The 26,142-nt window shown below is 64.7% G+C and carries 25 protein-coding genes; 17 read left to right on the forward strand and 8 right to left on the reverse strand.

Annotation, left to right across the window (positions count from 1 at the left end; genetic code table 11):
- The first annotated feature begins 1 nt into the window (after nucleotide 1).
- Nucleotides 2–1,528, forward strand: a complete 1,527-nt coding sequence (gene murJ, locus L8F45_RS16920; RefSeq protein ID WP_342359045.1) for a murein biosynthesis integral membrane protein MurJ — start codon at nucleotides 2–4, stop codon at nucleotides 1,526–1,528.
- 98 nt (nucleotides 1,529–1,626) lie between these two features.
- Here the strand turns inward: murJ and L8F45_RS16925 are convergent, their stop codons facing one another.
- Nucleotides 1,627–2,490: a branched-chain amino acid aminotransferase gene (locus tag L8F45_RS16925; RefSeq protein ID WP_342359046.1), complete on the reverse strand. Its 864-nt coding sequence runs from the start codon at nucleotides 2,488–2,490 to the stop codon at nucleotides 1,627–1,629.
- A 180-nt stretch (nucleotides 2,491–2,670) separates the two neighbouring features.
- Here L8F45_RS16925 and L8F45_RS16930 point away from each other — a divergent pair, with 180 nt between their 5' ends.
- Together L8F45_RS16930 and L8F45_RS16935 are read left to right on the forward strand one after the other, a co-directional pair.
- A complete protein-coding gene (locus L8F45_RS16930; protein ID WP_342359047.1) occupies nucleotides 2,671–3,348 on the forward strand; it encodes a haloacid dehalogenase type II in 678 nt (225 codons plus the stop codon).
- A 137-nt stretch (nucleotides 3,349–3,485) separates the two neighbouring features.
- Entirely contained in the window at nucleotides 3,486–3,899 is a 414-nt protein-coding gene (locus L8F45_RS16935; protein ID WP_342359048.1) for a hypothetical protein, read from the forward strand.
- A gap of 247 nt (nucleotides 3,900–4,146) precedes the next feature.
- Here the strand turns inward: L8F45_RS16935 and L8F45_RS16940 are convergent, their stop codons facing one another.
- From L8F45_RS16940 to L8F45_RS16955, 4 genes are all read right to left on the reverse strand, one after another.
- Nucleotides 4,147–5,538, reverse strand: a complete 1,392-nt coding sequence (locus L8F45_RS16940; RefSeq protein WP_342359049.1) for a M20/M25/M40 family metallo-hydrolase — start codon at nucleotides 5,536–5,538, stop codon at nucleotides 4,147–4,149.
- A gap of 54 nt (nucleotides 5,539–5,592) precedes the next feature.
- Nucleotides 5,593–7,389, reverse strand: coding sequence for a patatin-like phospholipase family protein (locus L8F45_RS16945; RefSeq protein WP_342359050.1), 1,797 nt, complete (start codon nucleotides 7,387–7,389; stop codon nucleotides 5,593–5,595).
- A 91-nt stretch (nucleotides 7,390–7,480) separates the two neighbouring features.
- Nucleotides 7,481–8,695 carry an ABC transporter substrate-binding protein gene (locus L8F45_RS16950; protein WP_425329933.1) on the reverse strand — a complete coding sequence of 405 codons (1,215 nt, stop codon included), beginning with the start codon at nucleotides 8,693–8,695 and terminating at the stop codon, nucleotides 7,481–7,483.
- A gap of 42 nt (nucleotides 8,696–8,737) precedes the next feature.
- Nucleotides 8,738–9,685: an alpha/beta fold hydrolase gene (locus L8F45_RS16955; RefSeq protein WP_342359052.1), complete on the reverse strand. Its 948-nt coding sequence runs from the start codon at nucleotides 9,683–9,685 to the stop codon at nucleotides 8,738–8,740.
- A gap of 66 nt (nucleotides 9,686–9,751) precedes the next feature.
- Between L8F45_RS16955 and L8F45_RS16960 the strand changes: the two genes are divergently transcribed.
- The 3 genes from L8F45_RS16960 to L8F45_RS16970 all read left to right on the forward strand — a co-directional run bounded on the left by L8F45_RS16960 (nucleotide 9,752) and on the right by L8F45_RS16970 (nucleotide 13,289).
- Entirely contained in the window at nucleotides 9,752–10,300 is a 549-nt protein-coding gene (locus L8F45_RS16960; RefSeq protein ID WP_342359053.1) for a MarR family winged helix-turn-helix transcriptional regulator, read from the forward strand.
- A gap of 124 nt (nucleotides 10,301–10,424) precedes the next feature.
- Nucleotides 10,425–12,170: a methyl-accepting chemotaxis protein gene (locus L8F45_RS16965; RefSeq protein WP_342359054.1), complete on the forward strand. Its 1,746-nt coding sequence runs from the start codon at nucleotides 10,425–10,427 to the stop codon at nucleotides 12,168–12,170.
- Between the two features lie 312 nt (nucleotides 12,171–12,482).
- Nucleotides 12,483–13,289, forward strand: coding sequence for an OmpA family protein (locus L8F45_RS16970; protein ID WP_342359055.1), 807 nt, complete (start codon nucleotides 12,483–12,485; stop codon nucleotides 13,287–13,289).
- 93 nt (nucleotides 13,290–13,382) lie between these two features.
- On the opposite strand, the gene L8F45_RS16975 is transcribed toward L8F45_RS16970, so the two are convergent.
- The 3 genes from L8F45_RS16975 to L8F45_RS16985 are packed head-to-tail and all read right to left on the reverse strand — an operon-like array spanning nucleotide 13,383 to nucleotide 15,804.
- The gene (locus L8F45_RS16975; protein ID WP_342359056.1) at nucleotides 13,383–14,906 is read right to left on the reverse strand and encodes a helicase HerA-like domain-containing protein; all 1,524 of its coding nucleotides are present in this window, start codon (nucleotides 14,904–14,906) and stop codon (nucleotides 13,383–13,385) included.
- 29 nt (nucleotides 14,907–14,935) lie between these two features.
- Nucleotides 14,936–15,490: a DUF6036 family nucleotidyltransferase gene (locus tag L8F45_RS16980; RefSeq protein ID WP_342359057.1), complete on the reverse strand. Its 555-nt coding sequence runs from the start codon at nucleotides 15,488–15,490 to the stop codon at nucleotides 14,936–14,938.
- Nucleotides 15,487–15,804 (reverse strand): hypothetical protein, encoded by a 318-nt coding sequence (locus L8F45_RS16985; RefSeq protein ID WP_342359058.1) that lies wholly within the window; start codon nucleotides 15,802–15,804, stop codon nucleotides 15,487–15,489. Before L8F45_RS16985 ends, L8F45_RS16980 begins: the two co-directional genes overlap by 4 nt.
- Nucleotides 15,805–15,995: 191 nt before the next feature.
- Between L8F45_RS16985 and L8F45_RS16990 the strand changes: the two genes are divergently transcribed.
- The 11 genes from L8F45_RS16990 to L8F45_RS17040 all read left to right on the forward strand — a co-directional run bounded on the left by L8F45_RS16990 (nucleotide 15,996) and on the right by L8F45_RS17040 (nucleotide 26,138).
- A complete protein-coding gene (locus tag L8F45_RS16990; RefSeq protein WP_342359059.1) occupies nucleotides 15,996–16,352 on the forward strand; it encodes a RidA family protein in 357 nt (118 codons plus the stop codon).
- Between the two features lie 198 nt (nucleotides 16,353–16,550).
- A complete protein-coding gene (locus L8F45_RS16995; RefSeq protein ID WP_342359060.1) occupies nucleotides 16,551–16,934 on the forward strand; it encodes a DUF2267 domain-containing protein in 384 nt (127 codons plus the stop codon).
- Nucleotides 16,935–16,936: 2 nt separating this feature from the next.
- Nucleotides 16,937–17,980 (forward strand): hypothetical protein, encoded by a 1,044-nt coding sequence (locus tag L8F45_RS17000; protein ID WP_342359061.1) that lies wholly within the window; start codon nucleotides 16,937–16,939, stop codon nucleotides 17,978–17,980.
- Between the two features lie 165 nt (nucleotides 17,981–18,145).
- Nucleotides 18,146–18,559, forward strand: a complete 414-nt coding sequence (locus L8F45_RS17005; protein ID WP_342359062.1) for a hypothetical protein — start codon at nucleotides 18,146–18,148, stop codon at nucleotides 18,557–18,559.
- A gap of 162 nt (nucleotides 18,560–18,721) precedes the next feature.
- Nucleotides 18,722–20,689 carry a methylmalonyl-CoA mutase family protein gene (locus tag L8F45_RS17010; protein WP_342359063.1) on the forward strand — a complete coding sequence of 656 codons (1,968 nt, stop codon included), beginning with the start codon at nucleotides 18,722–18,724 and terminating at the stop codon, nucleotides 20,687–20,689.
- Nucleotides 20,690–20,744: 55 nt separating this feature from the next.
- A complete protein-coding gene (locus L8F45_RS17015) occupies nucleotides 20,745–21,068 on the forward strand; it encodes a type II toxin-antitoxin system RelE/ParE family toxin (RefSeq protein ID WP_342359064.1) in 324 nt (107 codons plus the stop codon).
- A complete protein-coding gene (locus tag L8F45_RS17020) occupies nucleotides 21,065–21,352 on the forward strand; it encodes a helix-turn-helix domain-containing protein (protein WP_342359065.1) in 288 nt (95 codons plus the stop codon). Before L8F45_RS17015 ends, L8F45_RS17020 begins: the two co-directional genes overlap by 4 nt.
- Before the next feature lie 92 nt (nucleotides 21,353–21,444).
- A complete protein-coding gene (gene scpA, locus L8F45_RS17025) occupies nucleotides 21,445–23,610 on the forward strand; it encodes a methylmalonyl-CoA mutase (RefSeq protein ID WP_342359066.1) in 2,166 nt (721 codons plus the stop codon).
- Between the two features lie 51 nt (nucleotides 23,611–23,661).
- Nucleotides 23,662–24,243 (forward strand): glutathione S-transferase family protein, encoded by a 582-nt coding sequence (locus tag L8F45_RS17030; RefSeq protein ID WP_342359067.1) that lies wholly within the window; start codon nucleotides 23,662–23,664, stop codon nucleotides 24,241–24,243.
- A 92-nt stretch (nucleotides 24,244–24,335) separates the two neighbouring features.
- The gene (locus L8F45_RS17035) at nucleotides 24,336–25,382 is read left to right on the forward strand and encodes a histone deacetylase family protein (RefSeq protein WP_342359068.1); all 1,047 of its coding nucleotides are present in this window, start codon (nucleotides 24,336–24,338) and stop codon (nucleotides 25,380–25,382) included.
- Between the two features lie 9 nt (nucleotides 25,383–25,391).
- Complete coding sequence (locus tag L8F45_RS17040) at nucleotides 25,392–26,138, forward strand: DUF3750 domain-containing protein (RefSeq protein WP_342359069.1); 747 nt, start codon at nucleotides 25,392–25,394, stop codon at nucleotides 26,136–26,138.
- Nucleotides 26,139–26,142: the final 4 nt, after the last annotated feature.

Raw genomic sequence — 26,142 nt, forward strand, 5'->3', positions numbered from 1 at the left:
CATGTTCAAAAACATCCTGTCGGTCGGCGGGATCACGCTCGTCTCGCGCGTCACCGGATTCTTCCGCGACGTGGTGTTGGCGGCGGCGCTCGGCGCGGGCCCGCTGGCGGACGCCTTCGTCGTCGCGATGCGGCTGCCGAACATGTTCCGTTCGCTGTTCGGCGAAGGCGCCTTCAGCGCCGCCTATGTGCCGTCCTACACGCGTCTGCGCACGACGGAAGGACCCGCTGCCGCGCAGAATTTCGCGGCCCAGATTCAGACCGTGCTGCTCGCCTCGCAGCTCATCCTGCTTGCGATCGCGCTGGTCGCCATGCCGTGGGTCGTGCGCGCTCTGGCGCCCGGCTTTGCGGTCGATGACGCGAAATTCGACCTCGCGGTCACGCTGTCGCGCATCACCTTCCCCTATCTCCTGTTCATGACTCTGGTGACCCAACTCACGGGATCGCTGAACGCCGTGAACCGCTTCGCCGCCGGCGCCTTCGCGCCCGTGCTGCTCAATCTCTCGATGATCGCGGCGCTGCTGCTCGCCTTTCTCTTTCCCTCCGCGACCCATGCGGCGGCGTGGGGCGTGACGTTCTCCGGCGTCGCGCAGCTCCTGCTTCTCGTCGCGGCGGCGAAACGCGCGGACGTGCTGCCCGGTCTTGTGCGGCCGACGAACGAGCCCGAGATGCGCGATTTCTGGCGCGCCTTCTGGCCGGCGGTGATCGGCTCGTCAGGCGTGCAGATCGCAGTTTTCGTCGATCTCATTCTGTCGACGCTGCTGCCCGCCGGCGGCCCCGCGACGATCTACTACGCCGACCGCATCTATCAATTGCCGATCGGCGTGCTCGCCATCGCCGGCGCGACCGTGCTGCTGCCGGAGATGAGCCGCCGCATCGCGGCCGGCGACGTCGAAGGCGCCCATCGCGCGCAGTCGCGCATCTTCGCCTTCACGCTCGCGCTGAGCGGCCCGGTCTTCGCGGCGATCCTCGCCATTCCCGACCTCATCATGCGCGCCGCCTTCGTGCGCGGCGATTTCACCACGGCGGATGCGAGCGCATCGGCCGCGGTGCTCGCGGCTTACGGGCTTGGACTTCCCGCGATCGTGCTGATCGGCAGCGCCGTCGCAAGCTTCCGCGCCCGCGGCGACACGAAGACGCCGATGCTGATTTCGTTCGCCGCGATCGGGATCAATGTGCTGCTGAAGATCGCGCTCGCGCCGCGCATCGGCGCGCCGGGCCTCGCCTTCGCCACCGCGGTCGGCGCCTGGATCAACCTCATTGCGCTCGTCATCGTCGCGCGCAAGCGCGGTCTCATGCAGGCGACTGACGATTTCTCACGCATCCTTGCGATTGTGGCGCTGGCGACGATCGCGGCCGGCGCGACCTATTATTTCGCGCAGGCGCCGGTGGAGCGGCTCGTCGCAATGGCGCCGTGGCTGCGCGATCTCATTGCGCTTGCGATCGTGGGATTTGCGGGATGCGCGATCTATGCGGTGATCATGCTCGCGGGCGCGCGCGCGGCTGGTGTGAAACTGGCGCGAAGATAGGCGCTGCGCGGATTCTTGCGCTGGGCCCCGGACTTCGTTCCGCTCACTTCGTTAGCTGCACGAATCCGGGGCCCAGCGAAAAACTTCGCGCAGCGACCTTACACCGGCTGCGTCGCCGCAAACTCCCAGTAAGCCTCGCGCGCCTTGCGGTAGAACGGGCCGGGCTGCAGCTCGCGATCCCCAAATTTCAGCACCGGCATGCATTTCGAGAAATTGCCGGACATGAAGATTTCGTCCGCCGTCTCGAAATCGGGAATGCGCAGCGTGCTCTCCATCACGGTGGCGCCCTTCTCGCGCAGCAGCCTGATCATGCGCTGGCGCGTGATGCCATTGAGGAAGGTGCCGTTCGGCGCCGGCGTATGCACCACGCCGTCCTTCGCCATGAAGATGTTCGACGTGGTCGTCTCCGCGACATTGCCGAGCATGTCGAGCACCAGCGCATTGTCAAAGCCGCGCGACTTCGCCTCGCGCAGCGCACGGGCGTTGTTGGGATAGAGCGCGCCGGTCTTGATGTCGGTCGGCATCGTCTCAAGCGTGGGGCGACGGAACACCGAGACGGTCATGCTGGCGCCGCCGGGAACCGGCATCGGCGCGACAAACATGCAGAGGCAGAAGCGCGTGCCTTCAGGATCGGGCAGGATCATGCCCGGCCCATCCGACTCGCCCCAATACATCGGCTTCACATAGAGCTCAGCGCCAGGCCCGAATTTCTTCGCGCCCTCGCGCGCGAGTTCGACGATGCGCCCGGCCGGCATGGTCGCCTTCAGCCCCATTTTGGCGGCGGACGCGTTCACGCGCTCGGCGTGACGATCCATGTCGGGCATCCAGCCATTGAACACGCGGGCGCCGTCGAACACCGACGAGGCCTGCCAGGCGGCGTGCGAGCGCGGACCCATGATGCCAGGATTGCCCGACACCCACTCGCCATCGAGCCAGGTCCAGGTCTCGGAATGCCACGCCATATGATCCTCCTCGTTTCGCCGTCCAATTGCGCTTTCGCTCCCGGCCCGGTCAACACCGCGCGATGGCCGCGATCCATGAAATGGCGGCATCGTTTCCATCAGCGCCTATGATCCTGGCGATCAGGGCGCTTGATCCGAGCGCACGGACGCGGAACAAAACCGGCCCGCAAGGAGTCCATCATGCCGCTTCATCCGCTCATCGGCTCGGGCGTCAAGGCGTTCGTGTTCGACGCCTATGGCACCCTGTTCGACGTTCATTCCGCGGTGATGCGCCACGCGCCGCGCGTGGGACCGCTGGCTCAGGCGCTCTCCGATCTCTGGCGGACGAAGCAGCTTGAATATTCCTGGGTGATGTCGCTCGCCGGCCGCTGGCGCAGCTTCTGGGAGTTGACGGAAGACGCGCTCGATTTCGCGCTGGCGCGCCACTCCTCGATCGACGCATCGCTGAAGCCCGATCTGATGGCGGCCTATCGCACGCTGTCCGCCTATCCCGAGGCGCCCGAGACGCTGCGACGATTGCGCGCCGAAAACTATCGCACGGCGATCCTGTCGAATGGCGAGATGACGATGCTGCATCATGCGATCGCGTCCGCCGGCATCGGCGACCTCCTCGACGCGGTCTGGTCGGTCGACGAGGTGCAGATCTTCAAGCCGGACCGGCGCGTCTATCAGCTTGCGGTTGGCGGCTTCGGACTGTCGCCGCAGGAGATGTGCATGGTGTCGTCAAACCGCTGGGACGTGGCGGGATCGACGGCCTTCGGCATGAAGGCGGTGTGGGTGAACAGGGCCGGCAATCCGGACGAATATCCCGATCTCGCGCCACGCGCCGTGGTGAAGGATTTGGGCGGCTTGCTGTAGATCAGGCCCATCCTATTTCGCGCTCAAACTTCGCAGACATCACGCGCAGCGGCTTTGCGAGACGTCGCGCCCGCGCACCTTTGATGGGCGTCCGAAGCCGTGTACACTCGATGGATTGAATTTATCGGGATTGAGCCATGCGACTATTGTCGAGAATTCTGCTGGCGGCGGCTCTCTGCCATCTCGCCCCCGCTTACGCGCAGGCGCCGAAGAAAGCTGTGGCGTCTCCTGCCCTGCAGAAGGAATTCACTGATTTCATCGCGAAGTTTCGCGCGGCGTTGAAGGCCAACGACTCCGCCGCCGTCGCCGGCATGACCCGGCTGCCCTATATGCAGGACGAGGCCAAGCTGGACGCCGCGCAATTCCGCGCGAAAGCCTATCCCGGCATTTTCACGGCGAAAAACCGCGCCTGCATTCAGGGCGGCAAGGCGACCTACGATCGCGATGGCGAAAACAACGACAACTATTTCATCTTCTGCGGTCAGCTCATCTTCGTGTTCACGAAGACGCCTGCTGGCTTCGTATTCGCAGAAGTCGGCGCCAACGATTGATCATCGCTGTTGTTCTTTGCGGCGCGGTCATGTTTCCGTGGCGCGAATGCTGCTCGCTTATTCTGCTTCTTGCCGCGCGCCCCTCTCCCCTTGCGGGAGAGGGTGTCGCCGAAGGCGACGGGTGAGGGGGAAGCATCTCGCATCGAGTTTTCCCCTCATCCGTCGCTGCGCCAAGCGCAGCGACACCTTCTCCCGCAAGGGGAGAAGGAACGCACTCGACTACTGCGGCTTCTTTGCGCCGCTGTTTTCACTCCGCCAGCGCCGCTAAAATCCGCACCCAGCTCCTGACGCCCTTGTGGAACGAGGAGAGATCATACTTCTCGTTCGGCGAATGCACCCTGTCATCGTCAAGCGCAAAGCCCACAAGCAGCGAGTCAAGGCCGAGCGTGCGCTTGAAATCGCCGACAACGGGAATCGATCCGCCGGAGCCGATCATCACCGTCTTCTTGCCCCACTCCTTCGTCAGCGCATCGCGCGTCTTCAGGAGATCGGGGCTGTCGAACGGCAACTGGATCGCGCGCGAGCCCTTGTAGCCAATGAACTCGACGGAGCAGTCGGCTGGAACCTGGCTCTTCACGAAAGCGCGGAAATTCTTCTGGATCGCGGCTGGGTCCTGATCGCCGACGAGCCGGAACGACACCTTGGCGCGCGCTTCGCCTGCGATGACGGTCTTCGTGCCCTCGCCGGTGTAGCCGCCCCAGATGCCGTTGACGTCGCAGGTCGGTCGCGTCGACACCTGTTCGATCAGCAGACGGCCCTTCTCGCCAGCTGACTTCTTCAGCCCTATCGGCCCGAGGAACTGCTTTTCCGTCAGCTTCAATTTGGCGAGATCGGCCTTCACAGCTTTCGGAAGATTGGACACGCCCTTGTAGAAATCAGGCACGCGCACGCGGCCGTTCTTGTCGTGCAGCGAGCCGCAGATGCGCGAGAGAATATGGATCGGGTTCTGCGCCGCGCCGCCATAGACGCCTGAGTGCAGATCGCGGTTCGCGGCGCGCAGGATGATCTCCTCATAGACCATGCCGCGCAGCGACGTCGTGATCGCTGGCGTCTTCCGGTCCCACATGCCGGTGTCGCATACGAGCGCGAGATCGGCTTCGAGCTCCTTCTTGTTGGCCTTCACGAAGGGCGGAAGATTGATCGAGCCCGATTCCTCCTCGCCCTCGACCATCAGCGTCACGCCGATCGGCAACGAGCCCGTCGCCTTCTTCCAGGCGCGGCAGGCTTCGACGAAGGTCATCACCTGGCCCTTGTCGTCGCAGGCGCCGCGCGCCGAGATCACCTTCCTGTCCTTCTCGATCTGGATCAGCTTGGGATCGAAGGGATCATGGTTCCAGAGATTGAGCGGATCGACCGGCTGCACGTCGTAATGGCCGTAGAACAGCGCATGGCGCTTGGCGCCGCCATTCATGCGCCCGACGACGACGGGATGGCCAGCCGTGGGCCGCGCCGACGCCTCGAAGCCGATCGACGCGACATCCTCGGCCAGCCATTCGGCGGCGCGGCGGCAGTCCTCCTTGTAGGCGGAATCGGTCGAAATCGACGGCATCCTGAGGAAAGCGAACAGCCGCTCGAGCGACTGATCGAGATCGGCGTCGACGACGCCGAGAACCTGGTCGAGCTGGGATGAAGGCGTCATGTCGCGGTCCGGGGGATTCGATGGCGGCTGTGAGCGGATTAAAAGAAATCGATGTCAGTGATGCAATGCCGATGTCGCTGCGACAGGCTGCGCGTCGCGCAGGCCGGCGATCAGCTCCGGCCGCTCCGCCAGCAACCGCTTCGTATGCTCGTAGCCCAGCGCGACGGCGCGATCGAAATTCTTCCAGTCGAGAAGCCCAAGCAGTCCGACCGGCGGGCGGATGATCAGCGCGGCGTGATCCTGATCGCGCTTCGTCGTCGAGACGCTGCCGACGGTTCCGACGCGCCACAGCGTCTCCATGATGCTGGGAACGCCCGGCTCGGCGCCAACGAGCCGCCGCCAGAAGGGATGGGCCGGGGGATGGACGTGATCGAAATGCTCATCGCCGCTGACATCGACGCCGATGACGGGACCGCGCAGCATCGCAGTCGCCGCATCGATCGGGAGATTGTCCATGATGCCGCCATCGACATGGACGAGCCCGCCCTCGACGACAGGCGGCAGCACGCCGGGAATGGAGACGCTCGCCTGCAGCCAGCGGCGCAGCAGTCCGGCGCGGTGCGCCATCGGCGCGGCGCGCGTCAGACAAGAAGTCACGCAGAAATAGGGCCGGCGCAAATCCTCGATATGGATGTCGGCGAACGCCTGGGTCAGCAGCCACTCCACTTTCCGGCCGCGAAACAGCGAGACCACGGGCAGCGTCGGGTCTGACAGGGGCCTGCGACGGACGAAGGACTGGCGCAGTTTTTCATGCACGAGTTCGCGCGGCCAGCCGCCGGCGTAAGCTGCGGCGATGATCGCGCCCATGCTCGATCCGCCGAAAATGTCGATTGATGCGCCCGCCTCGATCAGCGCATCGACGACGCCGAGATGGGCGAACCCGCGCGCGCCGCCGCCGGACAGGACGATGGCCGTCGCACGGCGCGTGATCAGCCGCGCGACGCGCGCCACGTCGCCGTCATCGACGACATGATGATGGAAGTCATGATCGACCGCGTCGCGCCAGGCGCCGGCGCCGCGGCGCTCGACGCCGTCAGGGCTGAGCAGCACGAGTTCGCGCTGCAATTCATGCAGCGAATGAGGCGCGCGCTGTTCGCTCCAGCCGGGCGAACGCGATGGCGCGGCGCCGGCGTCAGCCAGCAGCAACACCAGATCGGCCTGGCGCGCGCAGAAGGCGCTCCATTCGGCGTCGCCGCCGCGGCCAATAAACAAGGTGTGTTCGTTTCTCGCCTCGCATTGCTGCATCCAGGCGCGCGGACGATCCGCGTCGGCGCGGGTGATCTGCGCCACCGACCCCCAGGCGCCAAGCGCTGCGCCAAGCCGTGCGATGAAATCATCGACGCGCGGCTGGGGAAGATCGACATGCGGCAGGATCGCGAACACGCGGGGCCGCGCGGTCGGCCGCGCGACGCCGCGCATCTTCGCAAGGCGCCGCGCCAGCACGCGGGCGATGGCGAGCGCCACTTCGGGATCGCGCGCGACCAGCGATCCCACCGCCTCGCGCGAGAGCTTCACGAACTCGCTGTCGCGCAGCGTGACGGCGGTCGCGGTGCGGGGATCGCCCGTCAGCATCGCCATCTCGCCGACGGTTTCGCCAGCGAAAATCTCGCCGACGCGCGCCGTTATTCCATCGGACATGCGCCTGAGAATCGCGACCGCGCCGGAGCGAATGACATAGATGTCGGAGGAGTCGTCGCCTTCGTGGAACAAGGTCTCGCCGGCGGCGACATCAATGAATTCGGCCTCGGCGGCGAGGCTCGACAGGATGTCGGCGGGCACGCCATCGAAGAAGCGCGCGCCGCTGAGGGCCGCGATCGCAGCGCCGCCGGCGATGGGCCGCGCTTCATTCATCCCGCCCTGGCCTCCCGACCTTTCTTTGGCCTGAGATTAGGGCAAAGGGCGGCAAACGGCTAGAAGGCGCCTCCCGCCGCTCTGCTGGGTATCACCCTTTCCGCACGAGAGCGCATTTGCTTTCCGACAACGGCCAGACCGCCTCTTCCGCCGGAATCGTTCTGACGATTTCGAAATAGTCCCAGGGATATTTGGAGTCGGACGGCTTCTTGACCTTGGCGAGATACATCGGACGCAGGACCCTGCCGTCCTCGCGGATCGTCGCATTGTCGGTGAAGGCGTCATGAATCGGCGCGGCGCGCATCGCCGCCGCCACCTTGTCGGCGTCATCGCTTCCCGCCGTTTTGATCGCCTTGAGATAATGCAGCACCGCGCCATAGACGCCGGCGTGAAGCATCGACGGCATCATGCCTGTCTTCGCCATGAATTCCTTCGACCAGGCGCGCGTCACGTCATTCATGTCCCAATAGGACGCCGTGGTGAGATAAGTTCCCTGCGCAGCCTGCAGGCCGAGCCCGTGGACATCCTGCAGGAAGAACACGAGCGCCGCGAGATTCTGCCCCTGCTGCACGAGCCCGAACTCGCCCGCCTGCTTCATCGCATTGATGGTGTCGTTGCCGGCGTTGGCGATGCCGATCACCTTCGCGCCCGACGCCTGCGCGCGCAGCAGGAAGGAGGAGAAATCGGCCGTGTTAAGCGGATGCCGAACAGAGTCGACGACGGTTCCGCCATTCGCCTTGACAACGTCGGTCGCATCTTTCTGGAGCTGATGACCGAAGGCGTAGTCGGCGGCGAGAAAGAACCAGGACGTTCCTCCCGCCTTCACCACGGCGGACGCCGTTCCGCGCGACACGCCGTAGGTGTCGTAGGTCCAGTGGAAGCCGTAGGGCGAGCATTGCTCGTTGGTCAGCGCAGTGGTGCCCGCGCCGGAATACATGACGATGCGCTTCTTCTCGCGCGCGATCTCCTGCACCGCGAGCGCGACGCCGGAATTCGGCACGTCGACGATCGCATCGATCTTGTCGACATCGGTCCAGCGTCGCGTGATGGCGGCGCCGACATCGACCTTGTGCTGATGATCGGCGAAGATCACCTGCACCGGCTTTCCCAGCACCGTTCCGCCGAATTCCTTCACCGCCATCTCGGCTGCGGCGACGGAGCCCTTGCCGGTGATGTCGGCGGTGACGCCATTCATGTCAGTCAGCACGCCGATCTTCACGACATCGTCGCTGATCTGCGCCTGCGCCGCGGTCGCCACAGCAAGCGCCAGCGCGAGCGCGCCAAGTCCTGAAAGCCTCATCTGCATCTCCTCCGTTTGGCGCGTCTGACGCGCGCTTCAAAAAATCGCTCAGCAGCCTTTGCGGTCGAGCCAGTCGATTGCGAGCCCCGCCAGCTCGGCGCTGTTGTCCTCGATCATCAGGAGATGGCCGTTCCCGCTGACGCCGATATCGGGAAGAAAGAGAAATTCGGCGCCCAGCGCCTCGGCGGTCGCCTGATCAAGCGCGCGCGGATGGCGCGGATCATGATCGCCCGTCATGATGAGAATATCGAACGCGCGGAGCGATTTCGGATCGGCGACTTTCAAGCCGCGCCCGCCAATGTTGAAACGCTCGTTGAGCACCCGGGCGCTCTCTGGAACGATCGAGCGGCGATAAATCTCGAAAGCATGCTTGGGAAAGCGCGGCGCATTGGCCCAGAAATCGCGCATGAAATCGACGGGAAGCCAGACCGGCGCGTTCTCCGGCGCATAGACCGGACAGCCCAGACTTTCATCATCACGCAACGCATGAATCGCCGCAGGATCGGCCGGGAGATCGGGCAGCAGATTGGCCGGCGGCCCGGGCGCGAGACCGACGATCGCTGCGACAAGGTGAGGCTTCTGCTCGGCGATCCACCATGCCATGGGACCAGCGGCGGAATGCGCGACGAGGACGGCCGACCCGATCTCCTCCAGAAGAACCATCAGCGATTCCGCGATGTCGCGCGTCGACAGGGTCGCGAAGTCAGGCGACATGGGAGAACGGCCATGGCCTGGCCAATCGGGAATGAAAACGTCGCGACCGCTCGCAGCGAAATGCTCAGCCCAGCCCGCGCGGCCATCGGGCGTCGCGAGATAACAGGCGCCTGTGTGACCGCCGCCATGGATCATCACCACCGGCGTCTTGCGGCGCGTGGAAGGCGCAGCCGGCAAGCTGTCGACGAAAATCGGATGCGCTTCGGAGCCGGAGTAAAGGCAGCGCGCCTTGGGCCTTTCAAGCGCAGCCGCACGCGTTCGCCGGACAGAGCCAGCGTCCATATAATCCTCCCCATCGCATGATTCTTGGAAAGCGCCTGCGATCTCCCGGCAGGTTATGATGGCCCCATGAGCAATTCAACAAAAAAGTCACATATGAGACTATCTGCGAGCGACCGTTCGAAAAGCGGAGGTGAGACGCCGCCGGAAGCCGATCTCGCAGGCGTGCTCAGCGGCACGGAAATCCCGACCGCCTACAAGCTCGGCTATGTCCTGAATTTCTATCGCGAGCCGTCATTCCGCGCGATCGAGATGGAGCACGGGATCACGCGCCCTGAAATCGTCACGCTGCTTTTTCTGCATTATCGCGAAGGCGTGACGGCCAGCGACATCTGCGAATATTCCGGCCATCTCAAAGCCAACATCAGCCGCGGCATCATCGCGCTGGAGAAAAAGGGGCTGGTGAAGCGGACCCTCGACAGACAGGATGGCCGCCGACAACTGCTCCATCTCACCGCAAAGGGGCGTGCGCTGTTCGCGCGCTACATTCCCGGCCTGAAGCAACGCGAGCGCGACATGCTCGCCTGCCTGAGCGTCGCGGAGCGCGAGCAACTCGACCGGCTGCTCGACAAGCTCGCGAGCCATGTTCCGCAATGGGGACATGACATTGAGTTCTGAGGGTTGAGCCGCCTGCGAACAGTCGCCGGGGCCTCCCGGCAACGCTTCCTTAATCATAACCTGCGCGAATTGTACGGGATTGGTTCATCGCTTCGATTGCGCGGTTTCACCGGAAAGCGGGGTCATGGCAGGGCTTCAAGGCGCCGCCGCCGTTGCGGTGGATGACAGCGACTTCGAGACGCCGGAGGCGCCCGAAGCGTCGCCGCACGCCAGCTCCTTTGACCGCGGCCCGGCCTTCAAGCTGATCGAGCGCGATCTCGGCGAAGCCCATGCGGTCGCCCAGCGCGCCTCCCATGAGATGAAGCGCTCCGCCGAGGGGCAAATTCAGGGCGCCAAGCAGGTTTCCGATCTTGCCGGGTCCGTGGGCTCCGTCGCCGCAAGCTTCGCGCGCGGCGCCAAGGAGATGGCGGTCGCGCTCGACGACATCCGCACCTCCTCAAGCGCCATCAGCGCCCATGTGGCGCGCGCCAACAGCATGACCGCGTCCGCGACCGAGAAGACGGCGCGCGCTGAAGACGCCGTGACCGAGCTCGGCCGCGTCGCCGAACAGATCGCCGGCGTCATCGAACTCGTCTCCTATATCGCGCAGCAGACGACGATGCTGTCGCACAACGCCAACATCCAGGCGGCCCGCGCCGGCGAAGAGGGCCGCGGCTTCGCCGTGATCGCGCTCGAAGTGCGCAAGCTCTCCGAAGACACGCGCGCCGCCACCGAGACCGTGCAGAAGCAGATCGCGGCGCTGCGCGCCGCCAGCCAGTCCTGCCGCGACTCCGTCTCGATGGTGACGGCGGAAGTGAAGAACACGGCGCAGCTCTGCGCCTCGATCGATGACTCCGCGCGCTCGCAGCTCACCAGCGTAGCGCAGCTCTCGGCGAGCGCGGCGGAAAGCGCCAGGGACGCCGAAGCGCTTTCCGAGCAGAGCCGTTCGCTGCAGCAGATCGCGGCGGATTCGCTCGCCGCGGCCGAATTGATCGCCAGCCAGAGCTCGACCACGGACGACGCGCTGGGTAAGCTGCACGACAATCTCTTCATCCTGACGACGCAGACGCGCGAGCGCGATCCTGACGATCTCGACATGCGTCGGCCGATCCTGCTGCGCTGCGCATTGTCCGTTGGCCCGCTCAACTTCTCCGGCGAGACGATCGAGTTCGGCATGGACGGCGCGATCCTGCGTCTGCCGCAGGCTGATGAAGAGCTTGAAGGCGAAAAGGCTCTCTGCCGCGTCGAGAAGATCGGCGCATTGCATACCGAGATCCTGCGCGTCGACAAGCTTGGCGTGCATGTGCGTTTCCATCGCGCTTCGGACGGAATCGCCGAGGCCGCGCGCAAGGCGATGCGCGAGGAAAATGAGCGCATGGCGCCGCTGATCGCGCGCGCCACGCAAGGCGCCTTCGCCATTTCGCGCGCCATGGAGCAGGCGCTGAGTGATCGCCTGCTCACGGAAACGCAGCTTTTCGACACGAATTATCGCGTCATATCAGGCACGAATCCGGTGCAATATTCAAACGCCGCCGTTCACACGCTGGAGAAGCTCCTGACTCCCATCCAGGAAGCGATCCTCGCCAAGGATGACAAGCTCGCCTTCTGCTGCGCGGTCGACCTCAACGCCTATCTGCCTGTCCACAACAAGCGTTATTCACAACCGCAGAAGGCGAACGACGTCGTCTGGAACACTGCGAACTGCCGCAACAAGCGCATCTTCGCCGATCGCGCCGGCCTCGCAGCCGCACGCAACACCCATCCGCATCTCGTCCAGTTCTATGCGCGCGACATGGGCGGCGGAAAATTCGTGATGATGAAAGAGATCGACGCGCCTGTGGTCGTCAATGGCCGCCACTGGGGCGGCTTCCGGACGAGTTATTCGATCTGAGCTCAGCGCTCCGCAGCGTCGCTTCCCGCGCTCGCCAACAAGTTATTCCTGCTTTGCTGCTCGCGTGGGAAATCGCGTAAAAGAGCCGTCGAACTCGCGCAGCGCCAAACGTGACTCGGCGAAGAGGAGTTCGGCGGACTGAGACGTTTTACAACATCCGCCGGATGCTCCGCAGCTCTCGCCACCGCATGCTCGAAGGGTTCTCGTATCAAGTGCGCCGACGCACAGGCCCGTCGACGCCTGTTCTTTCCGAAACAGCATCGCCCCGCGCCAGCTTTATGGTGCCGCACGTCGATCCGGAAGGAGGACGCCATGGGCGAAGTCACCACACTCTGGTCAACGCGCGATGCAATCGGGGCGCGTCTCAGTCATTTTTCAATCGGCAGCGATGTTCTCCGGCCCGCGCACATTTCCTTCATTCAAGGTGAGCTTGGCCGAAGGCTGCGACAGAATGGGAGCGTGCATCTGCTGGGATTGGCCAGCCGATCCGGGGGAGCAGCGTTCAATCGCGAGCTTTCCCGTCGGCGCGCTAACGCGGTGCTTGCCCAATTGCGGAGTGTGGCGGGAAACAATTTCAAACATCTCAGCAGTGAGGCGGGAGGAGAAAGCGCGGCGGCGCTGGCGGGAGCAAAAGACGGCGCAGAGGACCCGAACTGGCGCGCCGTCATCATCTTCTGGTGGAGCAGACTGGAACCGCCTCCAACAACCCGTCCACCTCCACCCAAGCTGATTTCGCGTTCCGTCAGCAAAACGGTGTGGGGTGAAGAATCAGGTTCAAAGTCCTTTGGAGACAGGGGCGACAGCACGTTCAATTTCAGCCGGCAGATACTCGGCATCTGGGATCCCGACTCGCGCGTAGCGGATGACGGCAAAAAAATATCGGTCCCGGACGATTATGTGGTGACAGGAATCCATATCAAATTACATCAGGCTTCCTCGTCGCTTCCAACAGGCGTGACATCGCAGTGGTACGAGGTGACCTTCGCCTGGGGATCGCCAATCGGCTTGTCGCAGGTCGACGTCTATGACGGCACGAGTCTGTCGCAGACAGTTTCGCCAAAAAGCGCAATGGAGATCTACGAACACCCTGGCCACTACCTCCTGCGGCCCCATCGATAGCCTCAGGCGTACAGCCCGGCACAAAGAAGCGCGCAAGCTTCAGGTCAAGAACGAAGTCGCAATCTCATCACGCAATCCGATTTCGCCTGAGCTTCAACGCCTTCCGCCCATGATCGAGCCGAGCACGCCGCGCACGATGGCGTTGCCGACCTGGCTCGCCACCGTCGAAGCGACGCGGCGGGCGACAAGCTCGCCCATCCCCATGCGGCCCCGGCCGCCGCCCGATCCCTTGCCCGATGGCGCCGGCGCCGAGCCGCCGCCGAAGATCGAGCCAAGGATGCCGCCGATGCCGCCTGAAGCGGACGCTTCTTTCGCCGGCTGTTCCGCCATCTCCCTGCGCTTCTGCAGGAGTTCGTAGGCGGATTCGCTGTCGATCGCAGTGTCATATTTGCCGCGCACGACGCTGCGCGAAATCACGTCGCGGCGCTCTTCCGGCTTGAGCGGCCCGACGCGTCCCGACGGCGGATGAACCAGCGTGCGCTCGACCATGGTCGGCGTGCCCTTGCCTTCGAGCACCGACACCAGCGCCTCGCCGACCGCGAGCTGCGTGATGGCTTCGGCGGTGGAGAATTTCGGATTCTGGCGGAAGGTGTCGGCCGCCGTCTGCACCGCTTTCTGATCGCGCGGCGTAAAGGCGCGCAAGGCATGCTGCAACCTGTTGCCGAGCTGGCCGAGCACGGTGTCGGGCACGTCGAGCGGATTCTGCGTGACGAAATAGATGCCGACGCCCTTCGAGCGGATCAGGCGCACCACCTGCTCGACGGCGGTGAGCAGCGATTTTGGCGCGTCGTTGAAGAGGAGATGCGCCTCGTCGAAGAAGAAGACAAGCTTCGGCTTGTCGAGATCGCCGACCTCGGGAAGCTTCTCGAACAGTTCGGACACGAGCCAGAGCAGGAACGTCGCATAGAGCTGTGGGTTGGCCATCAGCTTGTCGGCGGCGAGAATATTGATGATCCCGCGGCCGTCGCGATCGGTCTTCATCATGTCGGCGAGATCGAGCGCCGGCTCGCCGAAGAATTTCGCTGCGCCCTGATTCTCGAGCACCAACAACGTGCGCTGGATCGCGCCGACCGACTGCGTGGCGATGTTGCCATACTGCGTCGTGAGCTTGGCCGCGTTCTCCGAGATGTAGGCGAGGAGCGCGCGCAGATCCTTGAGATCGATCAGAGGCAGATGCTCGTCATCGGCGATGCGGAAGACGATGTTGAGCACACCTTCCTGCACGTCGTTGAGTTGCAGCAGGCGCGCCATCAACAGCGGCCCCATTTCGGTGATGGTGGCGCGAACGGGATGGCCCTGCTCGCCGAACATGTCCCAGAAGGTCACGGGGAACGCGTCCGCCTGCCACTTGTAGCCGATGTCGGCGCAGCGCTTCTTGACCCAGTCCTTCTCCTCGCCCATCGCCGCCACGCCGGAGAGGTCGCCCTTGATGTCGGCGGCGAAAACGGGAACGCCGGCGTTCGAGAAGCCTTCGGCCATCACCTGCAGCGACACGGTCTTGCCGGTGCCCGTCGCGCCGGTGACGAGGCCGTGACGGTTGCCGAATTTGAGATAGAGCTGCTCGTCCTTGGCGTCCGGCGCAGCGGTCTTCCCGAGATAGATCGAATCGTCAGCCATATCAGGCGCGTCTCCAGCAGCTCAGGGATTTATAGGACGGGCCGCGGCGGATTTCCAATGACGGCCAGACGTCTTTGCAGCTCTTCGGGCGGGGTGTCCGTGGGTGGAAGGCTCGCCGCGATCCCCGCGATCTGGTCAGGATCGGCGAAACCGTGCGCGATCGCTGCGGCGATCCATTCCCGATCCTTCTCGCGCCATGCGACCAGCTTCGAAAGGGCGATATCATTGATCGAGGGAATGACAGCGGTCGCGCCTCCGCTGTCCTCGCTGCTGAAGATAGTTGCGCGCGTCCGCCAGTCAGCCGGCAGAACGGCTGTGCCGGGCGACACGCCATCGGCGGCGTAACCGAATGTCGATTCAAAGAGGGAGCCCGAGCCGATCGATCCGTCGATCAGATCGGACACCCGTTCGACATCCGACGCGTCCGGCGCATAGAGGTCGATCTCGCGCGTTTTCAACATCTCCGGCGGCGGATTATCGACTATCGCAACAATGCCGGACGACCCGACCACGACGAATCTCTTCTCGCCGGTAATCGACGCGCAAGCGCGCAGCACATGTTCGAGCGCGCGACGGGTGATCATTGGCGGGCGCGCAGCATCTCGGCGCGCTCGGCCGCCCCGATCGGGAAGATCGGCGGAATTGTGTCGCGAAGGAACTCGCCGCGATCGTCATCGGCCAGAACAAGCTTGGCGATCTGCTGCGGATCATTCGTCAGCACACCGCGCCAAAGGCGCAGACTTTCGGCCGCTGCCGGATCGCCGGCCCAATGCGCGTTGATCCATTCCACCACCTGGCGAATGCTGGATGGATGGGCCGCAACGCGGTCGGTGAACCGAATGGCGCGGTCCCATGCGCGGCGTTTCGATCGGTCCCAGAACCTGGGCTCGCTCAGCATTCTCAGTCCTCAACTCCCTAGCATACCGATAATCGGCATACTGATAATCGGAATAACGATTATCAATTTCCCCCTCCGCTTGTCAGCCCACGCAATCCCTGGCCCGGCGAAGCCCGTGAACGCGTCGCAACGGCTTCCCGCCGCCGCCCCGGCCGTATAGAGGCGGTCATCTCCCGCAACGAGGACTTCATATGATCCGGCGCACCAGCCCCTATGGCGGCATCCTGCATGAGGTCGTCGAGCATCAGGGCGTGCTCTATTTCGGCGGCATGGTCTCGGAAGACCTGTCGCTCGATATGGGCGGTCAGGCGCGCGACGTGTTCCGCCAGCTCGACCTGCTGCTTGGCCAGCATGGATCGGACAAGACAAAAATTCTCTCGGCGCTCGTCTTCGTCTCGGACCTCGCGCTCAAGTCCGCCTTCAACGAGGAGTGGAAGAGCTATTTCGCCGCAGAGCATCTGCCGGCGCGCGCGGCGGTGCAGGTCGGCGGACTGGGCGAGGACGTGCTGCTCGAAATCGTCTTCACGGCGGCGGTTAGATCACGATGATTTTGGATTGAATCAATCCAAAATCATGAACGTGATCGATTCCAAAAGCTTAGAGCGGGATTGGCGCGAAAAACCGGTTCCCACTTTTTCGCATCCCGCTCTAGCGGCGCCTGAATTCCGCCACAGCCCGCTTGCTTGTCAGCTTTCCCGATCCGTGGCTCATGCTGGGCCTCAATCAGATTCGCTCAGGAGACCGCCATGGATGAACTCGTCAGCCGGCTCGCCACCGCCGCGGGAATCGACGCCGACACCGCGACGAAAGCCATCGGCATCATCCTCGGCTTCCTGCGCAAGGAAGCGCCCGGCGAAGCCGTGGAATCGATGATTTCGCAGACCCCCGGCGCCGAGGCCGCCATCGCCGATGCGGGCGGAGGCGGAGGCGGGCTGATGGGCGCGCTCGGCGGGCTGATGGGCGGCGGAGGCGTGATGGCACTTGGCGGCCAGCTCATGGGCGCCGGCCTTTCCATGGACCAGATGCAGACTGTCGGCCGCGAGCTTTTCGCCTTCGGGCGCGAGAAAGCCGGCGAAGACAAGATGGGCGAAATCATCGGGCAGGTTCCGGGCCTCAGCCAGTTCGTCTGACCTTGCGTTCCGCTTTCGCGGCGGCCTGTCTTCTCGCCTGCGCGGGGTCAGCCCTCGCGCAGGAGCGATGGCAGTCAACGTTCCAGCAGGGCTATTCCTTCGCGACGATTTCGAAGCGCAACGGCCCGAGCCTGCAGCTCTCCTGCGATACGAGCGGGCGCAAGCCGGGCCGCGGATCGATCTCGATCGAATTCCGCGTCGCCAAGGCCGCGCCGGCGCCGGCCGCGCGCGCGGAATTCGTCGCGACCGCAGCCGGCCAGATCATCCGCTTCGAGGCGAAAACCCGCGTCTCTCCGGCGCGCGATGAAATCGCCGGCAGCGAGCGACGCAATGGCGCCGGCCGCACCCTGGTCTCGACACGGCCAAGCGCGACCGAGGATGTGGTCGAGCTGACCTATGATCTCGATGGATCCCCTGACGCCGCGCGGCCGATGACGGCGCTCGTCGCCGCGCTGGCGAAGGAGCCGCGCGAAATCATCGTGAAGGCGCCGGCGCTCAATCTCGAAGCGAAGCTCGCGACGCAACAGGCGGCGCGTGCGGTGCGCGGCTTCGAGCAGGGCTGCCAGGACGCGATCCCTGCGGCCGACGACGAGATGCAATGGGACTGGCAACAGGGTCTCGATCGCGTCGACGGCAAGTCGCAGCCTACGATCGCCGCGGCGGCGGAAGGCGGCGACGAGACTACAGCGAAGCTGATGCTGCGCTGCGCCGGCGACCGGCTGCAGGCGGTCGTCACGCGACCGCCGGGCGGCGGCGCAGACAATGACGCGCCGCTCGCGCTGACCGTCGAGAACGCCAATAGCGATTCCACGCAGTCGCTCTGGCATGGCTCGCACGAGAGCGACGGCAAGGGTAATGGCTCCTGGAAACTCGAGGGCGAACATGCGGCGCGGCTCATCGCAACGCTCTGGCGCGGGACGCGCGCAAGCTTCGCCGCGCCTTCCTCGACCGCCGCTCCGCTCGCCTTTCCCATCGACGGCGTTCCGCTTGCCGCGCGCAAGCTGATCGAAGCCTGCCCGACCCCTTTGTTGCCGCCCAAACCCTGACGTCCCGGTTTCGCCTGCGGGGCAGCCATTTTTCGTCACGATCCGTTCAGCGTGAATTCAGCATCGCGCCAGCAGATTTCTCGCGCCTGAGGAATGCTCAGGCGGCGGGTTAAGTCCGCGTCGCGAGCGGCTCCCGGCCTTGATTGGGTCGCGATGGAGATCGTGATGACAGTGATTTCTTTCAGCCGCCGCAAGGCGATGGTTGGCGCGGCCGCGCTCGCGGCGACGCCCGCTGCGGCCAGACTCCAGTCAACCACCGCGCAGCAGACGCCGATCGCGCGGCTCTGGGCCGAAATCGAGGAAGCGGATCTCGCGCTGGCGCCGCATCGCGCGGCCATCGCCGCCGCCGAAACGTTGCGCCACAACGCGGCGCCGGGCTGGATGTATCTCTCCGGCAAGGGCCGCGAGATCGGCGAGCAGCGCTATCAGGCCCTGATCGCGACGTTGCGCGAGACGCCGCGCAGCGCGAACGATATCGCGCTGATGGCCCAGGCCGCGCGCCATCCCGACATCGCGAGCGGCCCGCTCAGTTGGGCCGGCGCGCGCGTCGCCGAAGCGGCGAGCCGTTTCGCCGCCTGACGAAGACAAGACGGGGCGGGATTTTCGCTTCAGTCCGCGTCGCGCTGATCCCGCCCTCGCCCTGTGGGGAGGCGCGCTCCACTACGCCCCATTATGGAGCGCGCCTTTTCAGGCTTTCAAGCCCTGCTTTCCCTTCCGCGCCGCCTGTGATCATGTGCGGCGATGACCCGTCTGTCTCTCGCCGCCGAATTTCCCGCCGCCACGGAAACGCAATGGCGCGACGCCGTCGCGCGGGCGCTGAAAGGCGCCGATTTCGACAAGAAGCTTCTGTCGCGCACCGCTGACGGCATCGTCATCCAGCCGCTCTACGCCAAGGCGAATGGCGCGGTGATCACGAAGGCCGCGCCCGGCCCCTGGCGCGTGATGCAGCGGGTCGACGCGCCTTCGCCGGAGCTCGCCAATGAACTCGCGCTCGCCGACCTCGCCGGCGGGGCTGATGCGCTGTCGCTCGTGCTCGCCGGCGCGCAAGGCGCGCGCGGCTATGGGCTGTGCATCGAGACCGCGGCCGATCTCGCGCGCGCGCTCGATGGCGTGAAGCTCGATCTCATTTCGCTGCGCGTCGAGACGGCGCCATGGATGGGCCGCGTGATCGCGGGCATGATCGCAGCAATGATCGAGAAGGCGGGCTATGATCCCGCCGCGCTCGACATCGACTTCGGGCTCGACCCCATCGGCGACTTCTCGGTGCGCGGCAAGGCGCCGGCGCCATTCGAGACGATGTTCTCGCGCGTGCATGAGGTTGCCGCGACCTTGCGCGAGAAAGGCTTCTCGCGCGCGCGGTTCCTGCGCTGCGACGCGCGCTGGGCGCATGAGGCCGGCGCGAGCGAGGCGCAGGAGCTTGGCTATGCGCTCGCCGCCGGCGTCACCTATCTGCGCGCGCTCGAAGCGCGCGGCTTCTCGCTCGATCAGGCGCGCGACGCGATCTCGTTCCTGCTCGTCGCCGACGCCGATGAATTCATGACGGTGGCCAAATTCCGCGCCATGCGGAAATTGTGGGCGCGCGTCGAGCAGGCCTGCAAGCTGACGCCGAAGCCGATCCGGCTCGCCGCCGAAACCGCCTGGCGCAGCGTGACGAAGCGCGATCCCCACACCAACATGCTGCGTGCGACGATATCAGTCTTCTCGGCCGGGATCGGCGGCGCCGACAGCATCGCCGTGCTGCCCTTCACGAGCGCGCTTGGACTTGCCGACGCCTTCGCCCGGCGCGTGGCGCGAAATGCGCAGCTTATCCTGATCGAGGAATCGAATCTGGCGAAAGTCGCGGATCCCGCCGCCGGCGCCGGCGGTTTCGAGACGCTGACCGATCAGCTCTGCGAGAAGGCCTGGGCCGCGTTCCAGGAGATCGAGCGCGAGGGCGGCGTTGTCGCGTCGCTCGTCACGGGCGGATTGCAGGCGCGCATCGGCGCCGCGCGCGCCGCGCGTGAGAAGGCGATCGCCACACGACGAGAGCCGATCACAGGCACAAGCGAATTTCCCAACATTCATGAAGCCGAGCCTGCGACGCTCGATGTCGAGCAGCCGCCGGAACAGCCGCGCAATGGCGAAAGATTGTCCGGTCCGCATCTCGATTTCGCCGGCATGATCGCGAAATTCAGCGCGGGCGTCGCGCGCGGCGCCATGAGCGCCGTGACGCAGGATGGTGAGCAGTGCGAGCCATTGCCCTCGCACCGCTTGGCCGAGCCCTACGAAGCGTTGCGTGATCACGCCGACGGCGTGCTCGCGGCGACCGGCCATCGCCCGCGCGTGTTTCTCGCCAATCTCGGCGCGCTCGCAGCGTTCACGGCGCGCGCGATGTTCGCGAAGAATTTCTTCGAAGCTGGCGGGATCGAGGCCGTCAGCAATGACGGTTTCGCGGAAGAAGATGGCGCGACCGACCTCGTCGCCCTGACCGATTCCTTCAAGCGCTCCGGCGCCAAGCTCGCCTGCATCTGCGGCTCCGACGACATCTATCATCGCGAGGGAACCGACGCCGCGATGGCGCTGCAGGCCAGCGGCGCGAGCGCGATCTATCTCGCGGGCAAGCCGGCCGATCTCGACGCCGCTCTGCATGCCGCCGGCGTGTCGCGCTTCATCCATCTCGGCTGCGACGCCGTCGCGGCGCTATCGGAGGCGCAGGGCGTGGGCGAGTGAGAGCTCTCGTCACAGCCTGTCCAGACCTTGACATTATAGCAAAAAAGATATAATTTTGAGCTGGACGGTTGAGACGCTGGACGAGATCGTCGAAGCCGAACTGGCGGCCTGGCCAAAGGACATGCTGGCGAGATTTCGATGGATCGCGAGTTTGATCGCGACGCAGGGGCTGGAGCGCGTGCGCGAGCCTCACATCAAGCATCTGGAGGATGCGCTGTGGGAAATGCGGCTCAAAGGAAGGGACGGAATCTCGCGAGCGCTCTACGTGACGGCGCGGGAAAGACGAGTCGTCGTGGTGAGAGTGTTCATCAAGAAGACGCCAAAGACGCCGCGTCGCGAAATCGAGCTGGCGCTGGCGCGCGCGGCAAGAGTCAGGTGAAAGGCAAAACCGTCAACGAGCTTCATCAGGAATGGATGAAAGACCCTGCCTATCGCAGGGAATACGAAGCGCTCGAACCCGAATTCGCGCTGATCTCATCGCTGATCGCCGCCCGCGCGCGCGCGGGCCTGACACAGGAAGAGATCGCAAAACGCATGGGCACCACCCAATCGGTCGTCGCGCGTCTTGAAGGCGGCGGCACGCTGCCATCGACGCGCACTCTCCAGCGCTATGCCGAGGCGACGGGATCGCGGCTCAAGATCACGCTGGAGCCCGTGAAGTAGCGCCGCCAAGGCGCCGCTTGGCGGCGGCGTCCGTCCGGCGCTAAACTCCCGGCCGTCAGATCAGCGCGAACCCCAGGGCCTGCAAGACCATCATGAGCCGCATCCCGAATTTCAGCGATATCGCATTCGCGGAGGCGGCCGCCGCGATCACGCGCGGAAGCGCGGGCGAGCCCTGGCTCACCCCCGAAGGCATTCCGGTGAAGCCGATCTACGGGCCTGAGGACCGCAAGGGGATCGACTTCCTCGACACCTGGCCTGGCCTCGCGCCTTATGTGCGCGGCCCCTACCCCACCATGTATGTCAACCAGCCCTGGACGATCCGGCAATATGCCGGCTTCTCCACGGCGGAAGATTCGAACGCCTTCTATCGCCGCAATCTCGCGGCGGGACAGAAGGGCCTTTCCGTCGCCTTCGATCTCGCGACCCATCGCGGTTACGATTCCGACCATCCGCGCGTGTCGGGCGACGTCGGCATGGCGGGAGTGGCCATCGATTCGATCTACGACATGCGGACGCTGTTCTCCGGCATCCCGCTCGACCAGATGTCGGTGTCGATGACGATGAACGGCGCGGTGCTTCCCGTTCTCGCGCTCTACATCGTCGCGGCCGAGGAACAGGGCGTCGCGCACAAGCAGCTCTCTGGCACGATCCAGAACGACATCCTCAAAGAATTCATGGTGCGCAACACCTATATCTATCCCCCCGAGGGGTCGATGCGCATCATCTCCGACATTTTCGGCTTCACCTCGCGCGAGATGCCGAAATTCAACTCGATCTCGATCTCCGGCTATCACATGCAGGAAGCCGGCGCGACGCAGGATCTCGAACTCGCCTACACCCTCGCCGACGGCGTCGAATATATCCGCGCCGGGCTCGCCGCCAGCCTCGACATCGACGCGTTTGCGCCGCGCCTGTCGTTCTTCTGGGCGATCGGCATGAATTTCTTCATGGAGGTGGCGAAGCTGCGCGCCGCCCGCCTTCTCTGGGCGAAGCTCGTCAAGGACTTCAAGCCGAAGAGCGAAAAGTCGCTGCCGCTGCGCACGCATTCGCAGACGTCCGGATGGTCGCTCACCGCGCAGGACGTGTTCAACAATGTCGCGCGCACCATGATCGAGGCGATGGCGGCGACGCAGGGCCACACGCAGTCGCTGCACACCAACGCGCTCGACGAGGCGCTGGCGCTGCCAACGGATTTCTCGGCGCGCATCGCGCGCAACACGCAAATCCTGTTGCAGCAGGAGAGCGGCACGACGCGCATCATCGATCCCTGGGGCGGCAGCTATTACGTGGAGAAGCTGACGCAGGAGCTCGCCCAAAAGGCGTGGAGCCATATCCGCGAAGTGGAAGGGCTCGGCGGCATGGCGAAGGCGATCGAGGCCGGCATTCCCAAGCTGCGCATCGAGGAAGCCGCCGCGAAGACGCAGGCGCGCATCGATTCCGGCGCGCAATCGGTCATCGGCGTCAACAAGTTCCGGCCGGACAATGAGGCCGACATCGACGTGCTCAAGGTCGAGAACGCGACCGTGCGCAAGGCGCAGATCGACAAGCTGAAGCGGCTGAAGGCGGAGCGCTCGCAGAAGGACGTGGATTCCGCGCTCGACTCGCTGTCGCACGCCGCCGGAACCGGCGACGGCAACCTGCTCGATCTCGCGGTGAAGGCGGCGCGCGCGAAAGCCACGGTTGGCGAGATTTCGCTCGCGCTGGAGAAGGTGTGGGGACGCCATCGCGCCGAAATCCGAGCCATCTCCGGCGTCTACAAGCGGGAGGCGGGGCGCATGTCGCCGCAGGTGGATCGCGTGCGCGGGATGGTCGAGGCCTTCGAGGAGAATGACGGCCGTCGGCCGCGCATCCTCGTCGCCAAGATGGGCCAGGACGGGCACGACCGCGGCCAGAAGGTGATCGCGTCCGCCTTCGCCGATCTCGGCTTCGACGTCGATATCGGGCCGCTGTTTGCGACGCCCGATGAAGCCGCGCGTCAGGCGATCGAGAACGACGTGCATATCGTCGGCGTGTCCTCCCTTGCAGCGGGCCATCTGACGCTGGTGCCGGAGCTGAAGGCCGCGCTCGCGAAAGAGGGCCGTCCCGACATCATGATCGTCGTCGGCGGCGTGATCCCGCCGCAGGATTTCGACGCGCTGATGAAGGCCGGCGCCTCCGCCATCTTCCCGCCGGGCACTGCGATTCCGAACGCTGCGGAGAAGCTGCTCGACGACCTCAACGCGCGGCTTGGCTATGCGCAGAAGAGCGCGGCGGAATAGCGTCAACAGGTGCGCCGACGTGTGGCGTGGCGCGACTGACCGGAGAACGTATTGCTGACGCTTTATCTTGCGCCTGGATCGAGTTCGATGGCGCCTCATATCGCGCTGTACGAAACCGGCGCTCCATTCGAGATTCGCGCGCTGTCATTCTCGCGCCGAGAGAACCGGACGCCTGCCTATCTTGCTCTCAACCCGGAAGGAAAGGTTCCTACATTGCTGGTCGACGGCCGACCGCTTACAGAGGTCGCCGCAATCCTGTTCTATCTCGCAAAGCGCTTTCCGGAAGCTGAACTCCTCCCAGCGAACGACATCGACGCCGATGCCGCAGCGATTTCCTGGATGTCGTTCATTGCTTCCACCATCCATCCCGCGCGCCGGCGCGGCCTTGAGCGTGCGCGCGAAGTCTATGAGATTGCGGATCGGCGATTGGGCGATAACGTGTGGGCTCTCGGCGCCTACTCGGTTGTCGACATCCATCTGTTCCGACTCTACTGGCGCTTTCGCAATTCACTGAAGCCCGGCGATGATGAATTTCCCAATCTCGCAGCGCATCACGACCGCATGCTGATACGCCCGGCAGTCCAAAAAGCGTTGCACGTTGAATCGGAGATTGGCTACGAGCTACCGGCCTGATCGACATCGCGCTGTTGAATCGCGCGCTTAAATCCCTTGCACGAGGACTCTCTTCGGCTGATGGTGCGAAATATCGCAATATATGAGAATCCATGCGCGCCTTCTATCACCCAGATCAAGCCCTGCATGACCCTCAGCAATATATGCGTTTCGGCCGCGTGATCGCGGCGAAGGATCTGCCGGCGCGCACGGAGAAGCTCATCGGCGCGCTGAAGTCACGCGGCGTCGCGCTGGAAAGGCCGGCGGCGCATGGCGTCGCGCCCGCCGCGAAGGTGCATACGGCGCCCTATCTCAAATTCCTTGAAGAGGTTTGGGATCGCTGGACAAAGCTTCCGGAGAAGGGACCGGAAGTCTGGCCGAACACATTCCCCTATTGGAGCGGCCGGCCTGAAGAGCCTTCGCGCCCGCCCTGCCCCGCAGAAGGGCTCATCGGTCAGATGGGCTGGTATCTCGGCGATCTCTCCGTGCCGATGGGGCCGCACAGCTTCACTTCGATCCTGCGCTCCTGCGAAACCGCGGTGTCGTCCGCGGATGCGCTGATTGCAGGCGAACGCGCGGTCTATGCGCTGTGCCGGCCCTCAGGCCATCATGCTCGCGCCGATCGCGCGTCGGGTTTCTGCTACCTCAACAACACCGCGGCTGCGGCGCAGCATCTGCGCGCGAAATTCAGCAAGATCGCCATCCTCGATGTCGACGCCCATCATGGCGACGGCACGCAACAGATCTTCTATCATCGCGATGACATTCTCACGGTGTCGATTCACGCCGATCCCAGCGACTATTATCCCTTTTACACCGGCTATATCGGCGAGACGGGAGTTGGCGCAGGCGTTGGCTTCAATCTCAATTTGCCGCTTGCGCATGGCGCGACCGGCGATGCGATGACGGTCGCAATCGACAAGGCGTCAGCAAAAATCCGCGCCTTCGGCGCCGACGCGCTCGTCGTCGCGCTCGGTTATGACGCGCATGAAAAAGATCCGATCGGCGCGCTGAAGCTCCAGTCGCGCGATTTCGCCGTGATCGGCGAACGGGTTCGCGCGCTTGGTCTGCCGACTCTCATCGTGCAGGAAGGCGGCTACGCCATCGACGTGATCGGCGACTGCCTCGACGCCTTCCTCGGCGGGTTGGGGAGCGCCTAGCGCCGCCAGATGCGCATTCTCAAACGTTTCCTGATCTTCTTTCTCGCGGTGTATCTCGCGCCGCTCGGGCTGCACGCGGCTATTTTCCTCTCGCAGGAGAGGCCGACAGACTGGCGCAGCGCCAACTGGTCGAGCGCGGCGCTCCTGCCGCCGCCGGCGACGTCCGAGCCCGCCGCGGTCTATGTCTTCGCCGGGCGCGTGGCGCGCAGCCGCGGCGTATTCGCGCATCATCACTGGATGGTGGTGAAGGAGCGCGGCGCGACGGCCTACACGCGCTACGACGTCACTTCCTGGGCCGGCGTGCGCGAGAATGGCTGGGCGCCTGACGGGCGCTGGTTCGGCGACACGCCCATTCTCGTCGGCAAGATCGAGGGCGAGGCGGCGGAGCGCGCCATTCCGAAAGTGCGCGCGGCGGTGCTGCGCTGGCGTGATGATTTCGAGCGCTATGTGCTCTGGCCGGGGCCGAATTCGAACAGCTTCATCGCCATGCTCGTGGCGGCCATCCCCGACAGCGGCATCTCGCTTCTGCCGACCGGCATCGGCAAGGACTATCGAGGAACGGGCTTCTACGCCGGCGCGACGCCAAGCCATAGCGGCGTGCAGGCTTCGGCCTATGGCGTGCTCGGATTTTCGCTGGGATGGGTCGAGGGCGTCGAGCTCAATCTGCTCGGCCTCGTCGCCGGCCTTGATGTCAGGCGACCGGCGCTGAAGCTGCCGGGCTTCGGCCGCATCGGCGCCGCACCTGTCGCTGACTGATTTT

Source organism: Terrirubrum flagellatum (assembly GCF_022059845.1).
Taxonomy (GTDB): Bacteria; Pseudomonadota; Alphaproteobacteria; order Rhizobiales; family Beijerinckiaceae; genus Terrirubrum; species Terrirubrum flagellatum.

What these genes read in the sequence shown, in the direction of transcription:
- murJ (WP_342359045.1), top strand. Translation starts at nt 2, where the DNA reads ATGTTCAAAAACATCCTGTCGGTCGGCGGGATCACGCTCGTCTCGCGC.
- L8F45_RS16925 (WP_342359046.1), bottom strand. Translation starts at nt 2,490, where the DNA reads ATGGCGTGGCATTCCGAGACCTGGACCTGGCTCGATGGCGAGTGGGTG.
- L8F45_RS16930 (WP_342359047.1), top strand. Translation starts at nt 2,671, where the DNA reads ATGCCGCTTCATCCGCTCATCGGCTCGGGCGTCAAGGCGTTCGTGTTC.
- L8F45_RS16935 (WP_342359048.1), top strand. Translation starts at nt 3,486, where the DNA reads ATGCGACTATTGTCGAGAATTCTGCTGGCGGCGGCTCTCTGCCATCTC.
- L8F45_RS16940 (WP_342359049.1), bottom strand. Translation starts at nt 5,538, where the DNA reads ATGACGCCTTCATCCCAGCTCGACCAGGTTCTCGGCGTCGTCGACGCC.
- L8F45_RS16945 (WP_342359050.1), bottom strand. Translation starts at nt 7,389, where the DNA reads ATGAATGAAGCGCGGCCCATCGCCGGCGGCGCTGCGATCGCGGCCCTC.
- L8F45_RS16950 (WP_425329933.1), bottom strand. Translation starts at nt 8,695, where the DNA reads ATGCAGATGAGGCTTTCAGGACTTGGCGCGCTCGCGCTGGCGCTTGCT.
- L8F45_RS16955 (WP_342359052.1), bottom strand. Translation starts at nt 9,685, where the DNA reads ATGGACGCTGGCTCTGTCCGGCGAACGCGTGCGGCTGCGCTTGAAAGG.
- L8F45_RS16960 (WP_342359053.1), top strand. Translation starts at nt 9,752, where the DNA reads ATGAGCAATTCAACAAAAAAGTCACATATGAGACTATCTGCGAGCGAC.
- L8F45_RS16965 (WP_342359054.1), top strand. Translation starts at nt 10,425, where the DNA reads ATGGCAGGGCTTCAAGGCGCCGCCGCCGTTGCGGTGGATGACAGCGAC.
- L8F45_RS16970 (WP_342359055.1), top strand. Translation starts at nt 12,483, where the DNA reads ATGGGCGAAGTCACCACACTCTGGTCAACGCGCGATGCAATCGGGGCG.
- L8F45_RS16975 (WP_342359056.1), bottom strand. Translation starts at nt 14,906, where the DNA reads ATGGCTGACGATTCGATCTATCTCGGGAAGACCGCTGCGCCGGACGCC.
- L8F45_RS16980 (WP_342359057.1), bottom strand. Translation starts at nt 15,490, where the DNA reads ATGATCACCCGTCGCGCGCTCGAACATGTGCTGCGCGCTTGCGCGTCG.
- L8F45_RS16985 (WP_342359058.1), bottom strand. Translation starts at nt 15,804, where the DNA reads ATGCTGAGCGAGCCCAGGTTCTGGGACCGATCGAAACGCCGCGCATGG.
- L8F45_RS16990 (WP_342359059.1), top strand. Translation starts at nt 15,996, where the DNA reads ATGATCCGGCGCACCAGCCCCTATGGCGGCATCCTGCATGAGGTCGTC.
- L8F45_RS16995 (WP_342359060.1), top strand. Translation starts at nt 16,551, where the DNA reads ATGGATGAACTCGTCAGCCGGCTCGCCACCGCCGCGGGAATCGACGCC.
- L8F45_RS17005 (WP_342359062.1), top strand. Translation starts at nt 18,146, where the DNA reads ATGACAGTGATTTCTTTCAGCCGCCGCAAGGCGATGGTTGGCGCGGCC.
- L8F45_RS17010 (WP_342359063.1), top strand. Translation starts at nt 18,722, where the DNA reads ATGACCCGTCTGTCTCTCGCCGCCGAATTTCCCGCCGCCACGGAAACG.
- scpA (WP_342359066.1), top strand. Translation starts at nt 21,445, where the DNA reads ATGAGCCGCATCCCGAATTTCAGCGATATCGCATTCGCGGAGGCGGCC.
- L8F45_RS17035 (WP_342359068.1), top strand. Translation starts at nt 24,336, where the DNA reads ATGCGCGCCTTCTATCACCCAGATCAAGCCCTGCATGACCCTCAGCAA.
- L8F45_RS17040 (WP_342359069.1), top strand. Translation starts at nt 25,392, where the DNA reads ATGCGCATTCTCAAACGTTTCCTGATCTTCTTTCTCGCGGTGTATCTC.